This is a genomic window from Rhodococcus sp. EPR-134 (assembly GCF_001647205.1).
In the GTDB taxonomy this organism is placed as follows: Bacteria; Actinomycetota; Actinomycetes; order Mycobacteriales; family Mycobacteriaceae; genus Rhodococcus_F; species Rhodococcus_F qingshengii.
The window spans coordinates 1-16,766 of record NZ_LVCT01000092.1; the positions used below are offsets into that span (position 1 = coordinate 1).

The window sequence follows — 16,766 nt, forward strand, 5'->3', positions numbered from 1 at the left end:
GAACATGCGGTGCGCGATCTCGGGTGGCGCAGCGCTTCCCGTGGAAATATTGACACAGTTCCGGGAACGCTTCGGTGTTCAGATCCTCGAAGGGTACGGGTTGTCCGAGACCTCTCCGCTGGCCTTGTTCAGTGCCCCGGAGAGTGACCCCCGGCCCGGTTCGATCGGCGTGCCGATCTGGGGCGTCGAAGCGCGGCTTGTCGACGACTCTTGGCACACGATCGCCGGCCCCGATGAAGTGGGAGAGTTGGCCATTCGCGGGCACAACGTCATGAAGGGCTATTTCAACCGACCAGAGGCGACGGCGGAAGTCATGTGCGACGGATGGTTTCGCACCGGGGATTTGGCACGGGTCGATACCGACGGAAATTACTACATCGTCGATCGCGTGAAGGACATGATCGTGCGGGGCGGATTCAACGTCTACCCACGCGAAATCGAAGAGGTTCTGCTCACTCACCCAGCCGTCTCACTCGTCGCCGTCGTCGGGGTGCCGGACACGAGCCTCGGCGAAGAAGTTGTCGCGTTCGTGATCCGAGAGCCGAGTGAAGAGATCTCCGAATCGGATCTCGTGGAATGGACGCGGGAACAGATGGCCGCCTACAAATATCCGCGTCGCATCGAGTTCGTGCCGTCGCTGCCGATGACGGCAACCGGAAAGATTCTCAAACGTGAACTGAATCAAGCATTTTCGATGGTCTGAGGAGATCGATGACTGACGTTCGAGCAAGTGAAGCTTTTCCCGTGACCCAGGCCATGAAGGATTCGGGTGGCTGGAATCCGTTGTGGGACGGACTTTCGGAGCTGGATCCCGAGTGGACCGAGCTGTACATGAAGACAGCGATGCAGCCCTGGAACAGCGGGGTGCTGTCACCTCAGGTGATCCAGTTGCTGTGCATAGCCGTCGATGCGGCGAGCACACACATGTACGCGCCCGGCGTACGACGCCATATTCGCGCCGCGCTCGACATGGGAGTGACCTCGAAGGAGATTCTCGAGGTGCTGAAACTGACCACCGTCGTCGGGATTCATTCCTGCAATGTCGGCGTTCCGATCCTGATGGAGGAAATCGCGAACCGCTGAGGGCGGTCAGTCCCGCTCGCGGTTCTCCCGTTCCTCCCGCTGACGCTGGAGGAACGGGCTCGGGTTCTGTCCGCCGATCGGACCGTGGCCGAGGACTCCGTGCTCGTAGGCCGACTCCGCGTGCAGGGCAACGTCGATTCCGCGGGCCTCGTCTTCACGCGAAATGCGGAAGCCGAAGGTCTTGTCGATGAGCTTTCCGAGACCGTAGGTCACACCGAAGGCATAGAGCGCGACCACGACGACGCCGACGAACTGCTTGCCCAACTGCGCGAATCCACCGCCGAAGAACAAACCTTCCGGACCGCCCGTCATCACGGCCGTCGCGAGGAGTCCGATCAGCAACGAGCCGACGATTCCACCGACGAGGTGCACGCCGACGACGTCGAGGGAGTCGTCGTAGCCGAGCTTGTGCTTCCATCCCACGGCGTACGAGCAGACGATGCCGGCGATCAGACCGATGACGAGCGCACCGAACATGTTCACCGTTCCGCACGACGGGGTGATCGCGACCAGACCGGCGACGACGCCCGAAGCTGCGCCGAACGTCGTGGGGTGTCCGTCACGATTCTGCTCGACGAACAGCCAGCCGAGTAGTCCGGTGCAACCGGCGACGAGTGTGTTGAGGAAGATCTGCGAGGCCATACCGTCGGCCGCAAGGGCCGAGCCGGCGTTGAATCCGAACCAACCGAACCAGAGCAGGCCGACGCCGAGCAGGACGAACGGCAGATTGTGCGGACGCATCGACTCGGCCTTGAAACCCATCCGCTGGCCGAGGACCAGTGCCAATGCCAGACCCGACGCTCCGGACACGATTTCGACCACGAGGCCACCGGCGTAGTCGAGTGCGCCCATCTGGGCGAGCCATCCCTGCGGATTCCACACCCAGTGAGCAACGGGGACATAGACGAGCAAGGACCAGATGGGGACGAAGATCATCCAGGCGGAGAACTTCGCGCGGTCGGCGATCGCACCACTGATGAGTGCTGCAGTAAGGATTGCGAACGTCAATTGGAAGGTTGCGAACAACACTTCCGGGACATTCCCGTGCACGGTCGACGGGTCGATGCCCGCCATGCCGATGTGTTCGAGTCCGCCGATGATGCCACCGTGATCGTCGCCGAACACGAGGCTGTAGCCCACGAACAACCACGCGACCGTGACGAGTGCGATGGAGACGAAACTCATCATGATCATGTTGAGTACGCCCGTCGAGCGGACCATGCCGCCGTAGAACAGTGCGAGTCCTGGCGTCATCAGAAGTACGAGTGCAGTACTGACGAGCAACCAGGCAGTCGCTCCGGCATCGATGGTGGCGGGCACAGTTTTCTCCTCACGCACGCGGACCAGCCCGCGTGCACGGAACCCACGATGAGTGCGTGCGGTTTCCTCCGCACTGCGATTGTGTTGCGAACATGTTTCGGGAGAAGTCGGCGTTGCACCCGCACCGGACCACCTGTCGTGGGTCGCCGGTAGTCTTTGCGCGTGGCCCTGTACCGGAAGTATCGACCCGCGTCCTTCGCCGAGGTGGTGGGGCAGGAGCATGTCACCGCACCGCTCAGCACGGCCCTCGACACCGGACGCATCAACCATGCCTACCTGTTTTCCGGCCCGCGCGGCTGCGGAAAGACGTCGTCGGCGCGAATCCTGGCGCGTTCGCTGAACTGTGAGCAGGGACCGACGTCGACGCCGTGCGACGTGTGCGACTCGTGCGTTTCGCTGGGCCCGGGCGGCACAGGCAACCTGGATGTGACGGAACTCGACGCCGCAAGTCACGGTGGCGTCGACGACACCCGAGAACTCCGAGACAAGGCGTTCCACGCACCCGCCGCATCTCGCTACCGCGTCTTCATCATCGACGAGGCACACATGGTGACGGCGGCGGGTTTCAATGCGCTGCTCAAGATCGTCGAAGAGCCGCCGGAACACCTCATCTTCATCTTTGCGACGACGGAACCGGAAAAGGTTCTCCCGACCATCCGTTCGCGTACACACCATTACCCGTTCCGCCTGTTGGCGCCGTCGACCATGCGCGGACTCCTGGAAAAGATCTGCGCCCAGGAGGGCGTACCGGTCGAACCTGCGGTGTATCCACTGGTCATCAAGGCCGGCGGCGGTTCCCCTCGTGACTCGTTGAGTGTCCTCGATCAGCTGCTCGCGGGCGCAGGAGAAGAAGGTGTCACGTATCCGCGCGCGCTCTCTCTTCTCGGAGTCACCGACGTCGCGCTCATCGACGAAGCAGTAGACGCCCTGTCTGCTAGTGACGGGGCCGCGTTGTTCGGCACTGTCGATCGCGTGATGGACGCCGGTCACGATCCACGCCGATTCGCGCTCGATCTTCTCGAGCGCCTGCGTGATCTCATCTTGATGCAGGCTGTTTCCGACGCCAGCGAACGAGGATTGGTCGACGCTCCGGAAGCGGAGCTGGTCACGATGCGTGAGCAGATTCAACGAGTCGGCCCGGCCACGCTCACCCGCTTCGCCGAGACTGTCCATGCCGGACTCAGCGAAATGCGTGGTGCGACGGCGCCGCGGCTGCTGCTCGAAGTGATGTGCGCGCGAATGCTGCTGCCGTCGGCCTCCGACACCGAGTCAGCTGTATTGCAGCGGCTGGAGCGCCTGGAACAAGGTATTCCGGCTGCCGGAGTCGCGGCTGCTCCTCGCGCGGCAGCAACGCCGGCACCCACCGTGCCGCCGCTCGAACCGGAGATTGCTTCCAAGTTTCAACGGCCCTCTCAACGCAAGGCCGAGCCTGAGGCACGGCCGGAACCAGCCGCGCCTGCTCCAGCTGCGGCGCCGCCGGTTGTGGAGGCTCCTGTCGTCGAACCTCCGGTAGCGGCAGTTCCCGTCGTCGAGACTCCCACTGTCGAGATCGTGGAACCGCCGGTTGCCGAGGCTCCGGTGGTTGAAGCTCCGGTTGCCGAAGCTCCAATAGTTGAAGCTCCTGTGGTTGAACCACCGGTTACTGCTTCTGTCGAGGCGGAAGAGCTGATCGGGCTTGCCGAGCCGGAACCCGACTACGAGCCCGAGCCCGAGCCCGAGTTCGACGAGCCGGCGGTTGCCGAAGCTGCGCCGGTCTCGGCAGGCCCCACAGTCGAGACTCTCCGTGAATCGTGGAACACCTTGCGCAACAAGGTCGGTGAACGAAACAAGGTTCTTCCGGCCATGCTGTCCGCTGCGACGGTTCACGACGTGCGTGGACATGTCGTTGTCATCGCTCACGGCTCACCGGTCCTGGGTGCTCGTGTGACGCAACCGCACAACGCGGCGGTCATTTGCGAGGTCCTTGCCGAAATGTTCGGTGGCACTTGGCAGGTCGAGTATCAAGAAGGTGCGCCTACAGCGCCGACAGTATCGAGCGCAACCAAGGCGACGGAAGCTCCGAGCCGCCCTGCCGCTGCGCCCCGCTTCTCTCGCCCCAGTCAGGAGCGCGCAGCGCAGCAGCCCAAGGCCCCGCAGCCCCAGCGCGGAGATTCGGACGACATTCCGCCGCCCGAGGCCCCCGACTATCCGGAAGACCCTGGACCGGCCCCTGCTCCTGAGGTCGACTACGAGGCAACTCCTCCGCCTGCAACGCCGGAGGACGAGGACGAGATGTTTGCGGAGGCGGCGGAGCCCGCTGATCCGACTGCCAGACGTGATCCCGAGGATGTTGCAAAGGAACTCCTCAAGGACGTCCTCGGAGCTCGCCGCCTCGAAAGCTGAGTTGCCGAGTCGGTCCGTGTGCGTGAAACAGCTGTCGGAATCCAGCTGCACCACTGTGTGATCGAATTGTTATAAGTGCCGTTCCCTTTGTGCGCGCGCGTCTCGAAAGCGCGCCGGCTCGGCCTCGCAAAGCTGAATTGTATGTGGCTGGTTTGCTGGCACATTCGTTCGCTCAGTTCCGGTGTAACGAAACGTCGATTCGGACGATGGTCGCCGAAGAATATCTGGAATTTCTCGTTGTCTGATGGGCATTCGAGTGCTGCTGTTAAATTTCGGTGTGTCACGAATGTTCAGATTGATAGTTGTCGGATGTTTGATTTGCGGGGATCGACCAATTTGGGACATTCGGCGAATTGGCCACATATTCGGCATTGCGGCATTTCGGTGCATATTCAACTGAATATTTGCCGATCGCGAGAAAATGGCGGCCGTGAAACCGGGATCCGGTACGGATGTTCAAGCAGGAGCATGACCATTTACGAAGCAAATAAGTAACTCCGAGTTACAGCTAACTCTCGATTGCTGTTAAATTGCTGAAACACGTTCATTGCGCCGAACAACCTTTGTTATTTGTTTATGCCTTGAGGTGAATCTGCGTTTTACACACCGATGAGGGCGTGGTTAGTCTTCGGTCGATTGAGTCTCCCGTGGATGCGCGCGAAAATAGGAAGTGTAAGATGACTGAAGATTCAACTAATCCTGCGATTGCGATAGTCGGGATGAGCATGTGGTCCCCCGGTGCACATGATCTGCAAGGATTTTGGGAGAACGTCCTCGCGCGTCGGATGCAATTCCGAAAGTTTCCGGAGTCACGGATGTCCCTCGACGACTACTGGAGCGCGAGCCCTGACGACGTCGACAAGACATACGCCGATCGCGGCGCGTTCATGGATGGTTTCGAATTCGACTGGGTCGGTCGCCGGATACCGGAGCGGACCTTCAAGTCGACAGATCTCACACACTGGTTGGCTCTGGAAACAGCACTCGGGGCTTTGACGGACGCGGGCTACAGCCGAGGATCGGTACCCACTGGACGCAGCGCCGCAATCGTCGGCAACTCCCTCACCGGTGAAGAATCCCGGATGTGGTCGATGCGTTTGCGTTGGCCTTATGTCAAGCGCGCACTCGCTGTGGCAGCCGAAGCGCGCAAGTTGGACAGTTCCGTCGCTGATGCTCTCGCCGAGACGATGGAAGAGGTCTACAAGGGCCCATTGGTGGAGCCGAGTGAAGACACTCTCGCCGGCATGTTGTCGAATACGATTGCCGGCCGGATCTGCAATTATCTCGACTTCAACGGCGGCGGGTACGTCGTGGACGGTGCGTGCGCGTCCGGAATGCTCGCGGTGGCGACTGCAGCCGAAAAGCTGGCGTCCGGCGCGGCCGACTTCGTCTTGGCAGGGGGAGTCGACGTCAGCTTGGATCCTTTGGAACTGGTGGGATTCGCCCGTTTGGGTGCACTGACCCGTGGCGACATGAACGTGTACGACGCAAGCCGAAGCGGATTCATCCCGGGTGAAGGTTGCGGATTCGTGGCCTTGAAACGACTCGAGGACGCCAGGGCGGACGGCGACTACGTGTACGCGACGATTCGCGGCTGGGGTATCTCCACCGATGGCAAGGGTGGAATCACCAAGCCCCGCGCCGAAACTCAGGCCGAGATGATCCGTCGCGCATACTCGCGAGCGGGATTCGCGGCCAGCGAGGTTGCCTTCGTCGAAGGACACGGAACTGGTACTCCCGTCGGAGACCCCGTCGAACTGGCCGGCGTCCAGCAGGCCGCTCAGGCGGACGGGCCGGTCGAGGCTCGTAGCATCGGCATGACGTCACTGAAGTCGTTGATCGGGCATACGAAGGCGGCGTCGGGCATCCTTGCGCTGATCAAGGCGACCATGGCCGTCAATCAACGAATCCTTCCGCCGCTCGCCGGTTGCACCGACCCGAACCCGGCGTTCGGAACCGAAGCACCGGCACTCTCTCCGCTCGTCAACGGTGAGATCAGAGATCCGTCCGAGAAGATGCGTGCCGGTGCGCAAGCCATGGGTTTCGGCGGTATCAACTGCCACGTCGCCATTGAATCGGCTGATGCACCGTCCAGCAAGCTGACACCCTCGCAAGACGTCCGCACGATGATGGCGTCGTATCAGGACACCGAGGTTTTCGTACTTTCTGCAGATTCCGCGGTGGACTTGGCGACCCGAGCGCGGGATGTTGCAGATCTGGCGGTTCCGTTGAGTGTTGCCGAGCTGCTGGACTTTTCGGCGAAACTCTCTCGAGTGATCTCGCCGACCGCGCCCTTCCGTGCCGCAGTGGTGGCCGGACGTCCCGCGCAGTTGGCCGAACGCATGCGTCAGCTTGCCGTGATCTGCGAGAACTCCGCTCCTGCATCCGGCCAGGTGAAGGTCGTGAGCAACGAGATCTCGATCTCGAACGCCGTCCACCACGACATCGGATTCCTGTTCCCGGGACAGGGATCCCAACAACTAGAGATGGCGCGCGTGCTGATCGAGCGCTTCGAGTGGGCACGCGAACTGGCGACCGAGGCGGACGGCTGGTTGGAGGGAGTTGGAGCGGAGGCGATCACGCCTCGAATTCTGCGGAACCCGGTCAAGAGCGCTGACGCTGCGGAATTGGCGAAGTGGAAGCGGGATCTCGCCCAGACGCAGTTCACCCAGCCTGCCGTCGCTTTGGCTTCGCTGCTCTGGTTCGAGTACCTCCGCCGATTGGGTGTCACACCCAGTGCTGTCGCCGGCCACAGTCTCGGCGAGTTGACCGCGCTCTACGCGGCAGGAGCTTACGACCAGAAGACGCTGATCACCTTGGCTGCGGCGAAGGGTGCGGCCATGGCTGTCAGTGGTGGTGGAAACGGCGCGATGGCGAGCCTGAACTGCGACCGATCGACGGCTGAGGCGATCATCGCGGAAACAAAGGGTTACGCGACCGTCGCGAATCTGAATACGCCTACACAGACCGTGGTTTCGGGCACCAAAGACGCGGTCGACGATGTGGTTGCCATCGCGAAAACGCGCGGAGTGTCGGCTCAGGCGCTTGCCGTGTCGAATGCTTTCCACTCCGAGATGATGAACGAGGCCGAGCGGGAGCTGAAGTCCACTGCGCCCGTTGACGAGCAAGTCGATTCGCTGACTTGCCCCGTCTATTCCTGCGTCGAAGGGAAACGCGTACAGACGCCACTGGCACTTCGCGAATTGGTCACCAAACAGGTTGTCTCACCGGTCGACTGGGTCAAGACGGTAAGTGGAATCTCGCAGGACGTGGACCTGCTCGTCGAGGTCGGTCCCGGCCGTGTGCTGACCGGGCTCACCAAGGCGATCAATGGGACCGACGGCGTGCGCTGCTTCCCCGTTGCGTCCAAGTCCGGACGCGACGAGGACTTCAATGTCGCACTGGCCGCGATGTACGTACACGGCGCTCAGGTCCGATGGAACGAACTTTTCGACGGCCGGTTCGTGCGCGAATTCGTTCCTGCCGATCAGAAGGTGTTCATCGAGAACCTGGCCGAGGCGAAGCTGACGGTTACCTCTGCTCCCGAACCGCTCGTACTTGGTACGTCCGGCGGGGATCCGGCTGCGGCGCTGGCCGATTACCTGAGCCGACGCGGGACCTTCCTCGTCGACGTGATTCGTGCTGATGTAGGCAGTGGAGCGACTTCTCCGTCTTCTCCATCTGCTCCGACTTCGCGGGCAGTCACCAACGGCCACGAATCCGTGGCAGCGAAAGCTCCTTCGCCGGTTTCGGCTCCGGTAGTCGAAGAGCCGGCTGTCGCGGGCGCTGGGTCCGTGGAAAGTGAGCTGATCAGGATCCTCGCCGATACGACGGGATTCCCCGCCGAGTCGATCACGACGGATCTGCGTCTGCTCGATGATCTGAATCTCGACTCGATCAGTGCGGCAGAGGCTATTTCGAAGGTTGCGCATCAGTTCGAGGTTGTCGACCTCGACCCTGCCGAGTTGGCCAACGCCACCATCGGAGAAGCAGCATCGCTGATCCTTGCGGCATCACCGAATTCCGGTTCTGCCGTTCCAGCAGCGAGTTCGGTGCAGTCGGACGTGTCGCGAATACTGCTCGAGGTAATCGCGGAGGACACCGGATTTCCGGTGGAGTCTCTCGATGTGGATCTCCACCTGCTCGACGACCTGAACATGGACTCGATCAAGGCTGCCGATGCGATAGCAACTGTGGCAACGCGATTGGGTGTTCAGGGTGATCTGGATCCGGCCGAACTCGTCAACGTCAGCCTGGGTGAACTGATCGAAGTGCTCGATCGATCCGCGAAAGAGAAGTCGGGGCAGCAGCAGCCGGTTGCGCGGGCGCTGCCGATGAAGGCAAAGGGTATATCAGCCGACAGCTTCACCTGGGTTCGCGATTACACTCTGGAAAAGGTTCGGAGCGAGACAGCGTTGCACGGAGTCCGAGACCTCACGGACACGACGTTTGTCGTCATCGGTGACGACGCCGGTTTGGTCGGAAGGTTGGAATCCGAACTGCGAGGGCGTGGTGCTCAGGTCGACATTCGCACATTCTCCGACGGCGCTCCTGCGAATGCGCAGCACGTGGTTGCCGTAATGCCACGCATGACCGATGATTCCGTCACCGAAATCGGCTTGCGCAGTGGGATCGAACACATGCACAAGATGGTTCCGGCACAGCAAAGTGCAGGCGCACGAACCACATTGGCAGTGATTCAGTTCACCGATGTCGAGTTGGGCAATCCGGCGCCGGTACCGAGTGCGGCGGCTTTTGCCGCTTCGGTGCATCACGAGCGCCCCGAACTGGATGTCCGCGTCATAGGATTCGACGGCTCGACTGCGGACGCGGTGGTGGCAACCACCGTCGTCTCCGAGTTGGATTCGGTTGCATCCTATGTGTTCGCGACTTACGACACCGAGATGGGACGCACGGCACTGCAACCGCGGGTTCTCGCCTCGAGCGACTACACCGTCCGCGAGAGCGGGTTGGGAAGTTCGGATGTAGTGGTCGTGACCGGTGGCGCGAAAGGCATCATGGCGCAATGCGCTCTGGCTCTCGGCCGAAAGACAGGCGCCGAACTAGTGCTGATCGGAAGCTCTCAGCGACAAGCGGGTGACGAAATCGCTTCCACTCTTGCGGACTTCACGTCTGCCGGTTTGAGGCCTCACTACTATCGCTGCAACGTCACGGATGCTGCGGCGGTGGCCGGCGTCGTCGCCCAGATCGAGGTCGAGGTTGGGCCGATCACCGGGTTTGTCCACGGTGCGGGGGCGAATGTTCCGCGGCGGTTCGAGAGAGTCGACAGCGCTGCGGCTTTCAAGGAGGTTGCACCTAAGGTCCTGGGCGCAGCCAACTTCGTCGAAGCGCTCGCTGATCGCGACTTGAAGCTGTTCGTGGGCTTCTCCTCCATCATCGGATTCACAGGTATGCCCGGAAACAGCTGGTATGCATACGGAAACGAGCTTCTCGACGAAATGGTGGTGCGGTATGCCGCCGGGCACCCGAAGACTCGGACGTTCTCGCTCGCGTACAGCGTGTGGGGAGAGACCGGAATGGGCGCCCGCATGGGCAGTGTCAACCACCTCGCGAAGATGGGTGTCATGCCGATTTCGACGGCTGCGGGAGTGGATCATTTCCTTCGCCTGGTCGACAGCGGACCCGAGGCGAGTCGTATCGTCGTGACCAGTCGACTCGGCGGTCTGGACACCTGGGCGCCGGCAGCACCGGCTCTGCCGGCGGTGTCGCGCTACATCGACCAAGTGGTGACATTCGAGCCGCAGGTAGAACTGGTGACCCGGACGACGTTGTCCACCTCGGCGGATCCCTTTGTCCTCGATCATGTCTGGAAGGGATCGGCGCTGCTTCCGACGGTGTTCGGGCTCGAGGCGATGTCGCAGGCGGCGGCCTATGTCACCGGACGCGTGACTCTGGGCCGCGTCCGCATCGACGACATCAAGCTGGATCGACCGATCGTCGTCGACACGGTCGAGGGCACCAGAGTCGAGATCAAGGCAAGCGTCGTGGAGCAGGATCGTGATGCTGCAGGAACGCGGGTGCATGTCACGATCGGCACCGAACGGACCGGGTACGGACGGCCCCATTTCTCGGCCGACTTCATCTTCGGGCTGGACGAAACACTGCCGGAGTTCGAGAAGGAGTTGCCGCGACCGGTGCTCGACATCGATCCGTTGGACGATCTCTACTCGTGGTTGCTGTTCCAGGAGGGCGATTTCCGCCGACTCGAAGAGATCTCGAGCCTCGATTCCGAGCACATTCTCTTCAGCGCTATTTCGCGAGCCGACCGTAAGCAGCACCTCCTCGGTGGGCCCTACTTCCTCGATTCCCTGCTCCAATCGGGTCAGATCATGGTTCCGCGGGAGATCTGCCTTCCGGTCAACATTGCGCGAATCGACATGTACGACGGACGATTCGAGGCTCGTTCGTTCACCGCGTACGCCTACGACAAGGTGCAGACCGAGACCCACATGCAAGCCGACGTGGCGGTGGTGAAGGACGGACGAGTGGTGATGCAGCTCGAGGGATATCGCTCCCAGATTCTCTCCCACGACGAAAGCCGTCCTACGGCTGAGGAAATCGCGGATCCGACTGCGCGCGACGCACAGATCATTCTCGACAAGCTCGCGCAACACAGCCGGGCGTTGGGAGTGAAGAGCCCGCGGGTTGTGGTCGCGCATACCCCGGGGATTCACGAGTTGACCAAGTCGGAACGCCACGAGCAGGAGAAACCGATCGCCGAGGCGGCCGTGAACATTCATCTCGATGAGGATGTGGTGATCAAATGAGTAATGCCTTTGCCATCGAATGGCAGGAAACCGGAAAGCCCGTCGTCGTCGGTGATATTCCACCCTCTGTGGATGTCTCGCTCTCGCACGACGGCAGTAAGTCACTCAGTTCGGCCGGCGACTGGCCTCAGGGATGTGACATCGAACCGATTCGCGCCCGAACCGTCATGCAGTGGAAGGCGCTTCTGGGTTCGGCGCGGATTCCGCTGCTGGACGAGTTGATCGCGGGCGGCGAATCACTCGATCGTGCGGGAACCAGGCTGTGGGCGGCGGCCGAGGCGATCCGAAAGGCCACGGGGCAGATGTCGGTTTCTCTGGCGATGGGCGCCAGGGAGGACGACGCAGTGACCTTCCGCGGCGGCGCAGAGGGAAGCGTGGTGGTTCTGACTTTTCCAGCTCTGTTGACGGACAACGAGGAGCGGATTCTCGCGTTTGTGACTCATGAGGAGGATGCGGAGGAACCGGCGCAGGACCCGGCACCGCAGTTCGACTCCGGACCGTTGTCGGCGAAGTCTCTCGCGCAGTTCGATCCGATGGCCTACGGCTCCGACGTGCATGTGGTGGCCCGGAGCGGCTATCCGGCGGTGTCGATCCGGTTCCCCGTCGGGTTCCGGGACGCGTGCAACGTCGGTGGATCAGTGGGGTTCGCGAGCTTCGCGCTGTGGTTGGGCGCTTTGCGAGAGAGGGGAACCGGACCGATCTCGAAGCAGATCGTGGAGGACATGGCGACGGGTCGTTGGGGCATGGTGACCAACAACTCCGAGGTGTTCATCGATGCGAACCTGTACACCGACGACATTGTCGAGGGGACGATCTGGATCACCGAGCTCACCGGTCCGGATCGGGCAACCACCAATCTGCATGTCGAATGGTGCCGGGTCGACGGCGAGACGCGCACTCACATCGGGTGGAGTGCGATGCAGACGACGTGGGTGGAAATCCTCTCCCACGGTGTGGTGGCGGCACGGCCGATGCCGCAGTACTTCCACGATTTCATCGAGCCGATGACGATTCCGACGGGGACGAAGAACATCGCTGTTCCCACCGAACCGAAGAACGTCGATCGTGGTTCCGTGATCCGCTCGGCTCCGATGGTGCCGCGCAATCCGTACCTGCTCGAATCCGAGGTGTTCTCGACGACGTTGCGGGACGGAAACGTCGTGGGCAACATCTACTTCGGCAACTATTACATCTGGCAGTCGAGGGTTCGGGACAAGTTCCTGGTCCGTTCTCAGCGTGAGGCCATGGCGGCCAGAGGCGCTCTCGGGGAACTTCGTTGTGTGCACACCAGGGTTGAGCATCTGCGCGAGGTCATGCCGTTCGACGACGTCCTGGTCACGATGTCCTTGTCTGCCCTCTACGAGAGGGGGATCGACCTCGAGTTCGAGTACTTCAAGGTCAATGAGGACGGATCACGGGAGAAGCTCGCGATCGCTCGGCACAGAACTGTCTGGACGATGCCGGGCGCTCCGGGAGAACTGGAAATCTCTCCGCCGTCGAAACTTCCACAGTCGCTGATCGATTCGGTGCTGGAGGCGATCGACGGAAAGTAGGCGGGGGATTTTCCGAGATCGAAGTGGAGAGACGGGTTGCGTTTTCCTTGCGGGAGAACGCAACCCGTTTCGATGGGGAGGGGAATGTATGGGTATCGGGGTTTCCAGAAGATCGGTTCTGAAAGGGTCGGTAGTCGGCACAGCGGCTGTTGCTTTGGGTGCAAAGGCAGGTGCTGCTCCGGCGGGGAGTGTGGATATCGAGTCTCCGTTGATTTTTCATTCGCCGGAGTTCGAGCCGTTCTGTGACGAACTACATTCGTTGTCAACGCTTTCCGGAAACGAGATCACACTGACAGCGCAAGTGGGGCAACATGCCTTTCATCGGGATTTTCCCTCGTCCCCAGCACTGTCGTACCGCAGCGGAGAGATCGGTGGCGGTTATCTGGGCCCTACCGTCGAGGCGCATTCCGGCGAGCCGATCATGTTGACGTTCGAGAACGATCTGACCGGACATCCGTTGGCAGCGGACATGGATATGACGCTGCACGGAATGCAGGCCGACTTTCGTGCGCACCCGCCGACGTCGTTGCACTTGCACGGTGGAGTCACTTCACCTGAGAGCGACGGCCACCCGGAACTGCTGGTGATGCCGGGACAGGCTGCGATGCATCACTTTTTGCACGGTCAGGAAGCCGCCCACCTCTGGTATCACGATCATGCGATGGGCATCACCCGGCTCAACGTCTACGCCGGTCTGATCGGCAACTATCTGATCAGGGATGAATTCGACACCGGCAAACTGGGAAATCCGTTGGGGTTGCCGGCCGAGGAATTCGAGATCCCGTTGATCCTGCAGGAGAAGATCTTCACGCCGACAGGCGCCCAGAACGGCCGATCCACCATCTTGATCCCGGAAGGATCGTGGGAAGGCGGCGCGGTGGGCGACGTCGGCTTGGTCAACGGCAAGGTGTGGCCGGAACTGTCTGTGGCTCGGGGCCTTTACCGCTTCCGCATCGTCAATGCGTCGTCGGCAAGTGTGTGGAATCTTCACTTCTCGAACATGATGACGTTCTGGGTCATCGGCAACGACGCCGGAATGCTCGACGCGCCCGTCGCGGTCAATGCCTTCCGCTGCGCACCGGGGGAGCGGTACGACCTCCTCGTCGATTTCACCGGACTGTCGGAGGGTTCGACGGTGGAGCTTCGCAACGACGAGGCGCCCCCGCTGCCCGCCGCTGTCATCGGTGAAGTGACTATGCCGCTGTTCTGCCGGTTCCGCGGTGACGCCAGGCGCGGATTCACCGGTGGTGTTCCGTCGCAACTGCGCGGTGGGCGCCGACAACGTGACGTTCTCGCCCCGTTGGAGCAGCCGACGGTAATTCGCACGGTGACGGTGAGCCAGCAACTGGAACTGCGGAATCCACCGGCTCAGATGACGTTGAACAACCTGACGTTCAGCACCACGGACGTCGAGAGGCCGCGGCAAGGCACCGTCGAGCAGTGGAACATCGTCAACACCACGCCGGACCCGCATCCGATACACCTGCACTTGGTGAATTTCCGGATTCTCGGCAGAACACCGATGCGGACGCTGGAGTACTTGATCCGCCATCCGCAGCCGGTGATCGGCAACAAGTGGACTCCGTCGCCCGACGGGTTCGAGGCGGGGCCGATGATCGCGCCGGCGCCGTGGGAAGCGGGGATGAAGGACACCGTCAGGGTGGACGGCGGCACCGTCACCCGGATCATCGTGCGATTCCCCACCGTGGATGAGCTGGGTTTCGATCCCGACGCGATGTTCGATCGTCTTCCGAGCGGTGTGATGACGGGTAGTGGGATGACGGGCGGTGGGCGCCACGATATGGCTGATTCTGGTCGACTCCAGGGATACGTGTGGCATTGCCATCTACTCGATCACGAAGATCACGACATGATGTTGCCGTATCGCATCGTGCCGTGAGTGCTTCCGGGGGCGCACCCGAAATGAACCGAAGCGGGCAGGCGTTCGCGCACCTGATCACCTCGGTCACCTAGCAGGATCGCTTCGGTCCTTCCCATGAATTTGGAACACGTTCTACAGTGAAAGGGCTGAGGTCTGTACCTCGGCCATGCGCCACCACCGAAGGTGGCGCGGACGATCTGCAGACCGGTTCGACGAATTACACGGAAGGAACACCTCACAGTGACCACAGAGGCATTCATTTATGAAGCCATCCGTACCCCGCGAGGCCGCGGCAAGAAGACCGGGTCGTTGCACTCGGTCAAGCCGATCTCGCTGGTCACGGGTCTGATCCAGGAACTGCGCGTGCGCTTTCCCGACCTCGACGAGGACCGGATCTCCGACCTCATCCTGGGCGTCGTCACCCCCGTTGGCGATCAGGGAATGGACATCGCCCGCGTTGCAGTCAACGATGCGGGACTGCCCGACACCGTCGGCGGCGTTCAGCTCAACCGTTTTTGCGCTTCCGGCCTCGAGGCCGTGAACATGGCTGCTCAGAAGGTTCGGTCCGGCTGGGACGAACTGGTGATCGCCGGTGGCGTCGAGTCGATGTCCCGCGTTCCGATGGGATCCGACGGTGGACCGTGGGCACTCGACCCCGCCACCAACTACGACAATTACTTCGTGCCGCAGGGCGTCGGCGCAGACCTCATCGCCACCATCGAGGGCTTCTCGCGTGACGACGTCGACGCATACGCCGTGCGCTCGCAGGACCTCGCCGCCAAGGCGTGGACCGGCGGATACTTCGCCAAGTCGGTAGTGCCGGTCAAGGACATCAACGGCATCACCATCCTCGACAACGACGAGCACATGCGTCCGGGCACCACGGCAGAGAACCTCGCCGGCTTGGCTCCCGCGTTCGGTGTGATCGGTGAAATCGGCGGATTCGACGCCGTGTCGCTGCAGAAGTACCACTGGGTCGAGAAGATCAACCACGTTCACCACGGCGGCAACAGCTCGGGAATCGTCGACGGCGCTGCCCTCGTGCTCGTCGGTAGCGAGCAGGCCGGCAAGGACATGGGTCTGACGCCGCGCGCTCGCGTCGTCGCCACCGCCACCAGCGGCGCCGACTCCACCATCATGCTCACCGGCCCGACGCCGGCGTCGAAGAAGGTTCTGGCAGCTGCCGGCCTGACGGTCGACGACATCGACCTCTTCGAGATCAACGAGGCATTCGCTTCCGTCGTCCTGAAGTTCCAGAAGGACCTGAACATCCCGGACGAGAAGCTCAACGTCAACGGTGGCGCGATCGCCATGGGTCACCCGCTCGGTGCAACCGGCGCGATGATCACCGGAACGATGGTCGACGAGCTCGAGCGTCATGGCGGCAAGCGCGCCCTCATCACCCTGTGCATCGGCGGCGGTATGGGCGTTGCCACCATCATCGAGCGCGTCTGACGCGGCGTCCGTCCTTCCAACGAGGCTTACCAGGAGTCAAGCAAAGTGACTGATCAGAACATCATCAACTGGGACCAGGACGCCGACGGCATCGTCGTGCTCACCATCAACGATCCCAACCAGGGCGCAAACACCATGAACGACGCGTACATCGCGTCGATGAAGGCCACCGTCGACCGTCTGGTCGCCGAGAAGGACTCCATCACCGGTGCCGTCATCACTTCCGGCAAGAAGACCTTCTTCGCCGGTGGCGACCTCAAGAACATGATCAAGGTCGGCCCCGAGCAGGCCGAGGAGATCTAC

9 protein-coding genes are annotated in these 16,766 nt (G+C 61.8%); 8 read left to right on the top strand and 1 reads right to left on the bottom strand.

Features of this window, described 5'->3' with window-relative positions; translation table 11 throughout:
- On the top strand, positions 1 to 703 hold a 703-nt coding region (locus A2J01_RS04585), incomplete at its 5' end, for an AMP-binding protein (protein ID WP_156519155.1).
- An 8-nt stretch (positions 704 to 711) separates the two neighbouring features.
- Positions 712 to 1,083: a carboxymuconolactone decarboxylase family protein gene (locus tag A2J01_RS04590; protein ID WP_007731560.1), complete on the top strand. Its 372-nt coding sequence runs from the start codon at positions 712 to 714 to the stop codon at positions 1,081 to 1,083.
- A gap of 6 nt (positions 1,084 to 1,089) precedes the next feature.
- On the opposite strand, the gene A2J01_RS04595 is transcribed toward A2J01_RS04590, so the two are convergent.
- Positions 1,090 to 2,403 carry an ammonium transporter gene (locus tag A2J01_RS04595; RefSeq protein WP_003943791.1) on the bottom strand — a complete coding sequence of 438 codons (1,314 nt, stop codon included), beginning with the start codon at positions 2,401 to 2,403 and terminating at the stop codon, positions 1,090 to 1,092.
- A gap of 162 nt (positions 2,404 to 2,565) precedes the next feature.
- Here A2J01_RS04595 and A2J01_RS04600 point away from each other — a divergent pair, with 162 nt between their 5' ends.
- The 6 genes from A2J01_RS04600 to A2J01_RS04625 all read left to right on the top strand — a co-directional run.
- A complete protein-coding gene (locus A2J01_RS04600; RefSeq protein ID WP_064112132.1) occupies positions 2,566 to 4,785 on the top strand; it encodes a DNA polymerase III subunit gamma and tau in 2,220 nt (739 codons plus the stop codon).
- A gap of 677 nt (positions 4,786 to 5,462) precedes the next feature.
- Complete coding sequence (locus A2J01_RS04605) at positions 5,463 to 11,573, top strand: type I polyketide synthase (RefSeq protein ID WP_064112135.1); 6,111 nt, start codon at positions 5,463 to 5,465, stop codon at positions 11,571 to 11,573.
- The gene (locus tag A2J01_RS04610; protein ID WP_064112138.1) at positions 11,570 to 13,126 is read left to right on the top strand and encodes a hypothetical protein; all 1,557 of its coding nucleotides are present in this window, start codon (positions 11,570 to 11,572) and stop codon (positions 13,124 to 13,126) included. The genes A2J01_RS04605 and A2J01_RS04610 overlap by 4 nt, the downstream gene beginning before the upstream one ends.
- A gap of 88 nt (positions 13,127 to 13,214) precedes the next feature.
- Complete coding sequence (locus tag A2J01_RS04615; RefSeq protein ID WP_064112141.1) at positions 13,215 to 15,026, top strand: multicopper oxidase family protein; 1,812 nt, start codon at positions 13,215 to 13,217, stop codon at positions 15,024 to 15,026.
- 222 nt (positions 15,027 to 15,248) lie between these two features.
- Entirely contained in the window at positions 15,249 to 16,463 is a 1,215-nt protein-coding gene (locus tag A2J01_RS04620) for an acetyl-CoA C-acetyltransferase (RefSeq protein ID WP_064112143.1), read from the top strand.
- 45 nt (positions 16,464 to 16,508) lie between these two features.
- Positions 16,509 to 16,766, top strand: a 258-nt coding sequence (locus A2J01_RS04625) for an enoyl-CoA hydratase-related protein (protein ID WP_231915699.1), incomplete at its 3' end; no start/stop codon positions are given.

Coding starts and splice junctions, on each gene's coding strand:
- A2J01_RS04590 (WP_007731560.1), top strand. CDS start 712: ATGACTGACGTTCGAGCAAGTGAAGCTTTTCCCGTGACCCAGGCCATG.
- A2J01_RS04605 (WP_064112135.1), top strand. CDS start 5,463: ATGACTGAAGATTCAACTAATCCTGCGATTGCGATAGTCGGGATGAGC.
- A2J01_RS04610 (WP_064112138.1), top strand. CDS start 11,570: ATGAGTAATGCCTTTGCCATCGAATGGCAGGAAACCGGAAAGCCCGTC.
- A2J01_RS04615 (WP_064112141.1), top strand. CDS start 13,215: ATGGGTATCGGGGTTTCCAGAAGATCGGTTCTGAAAGGGTCGGTAGTC.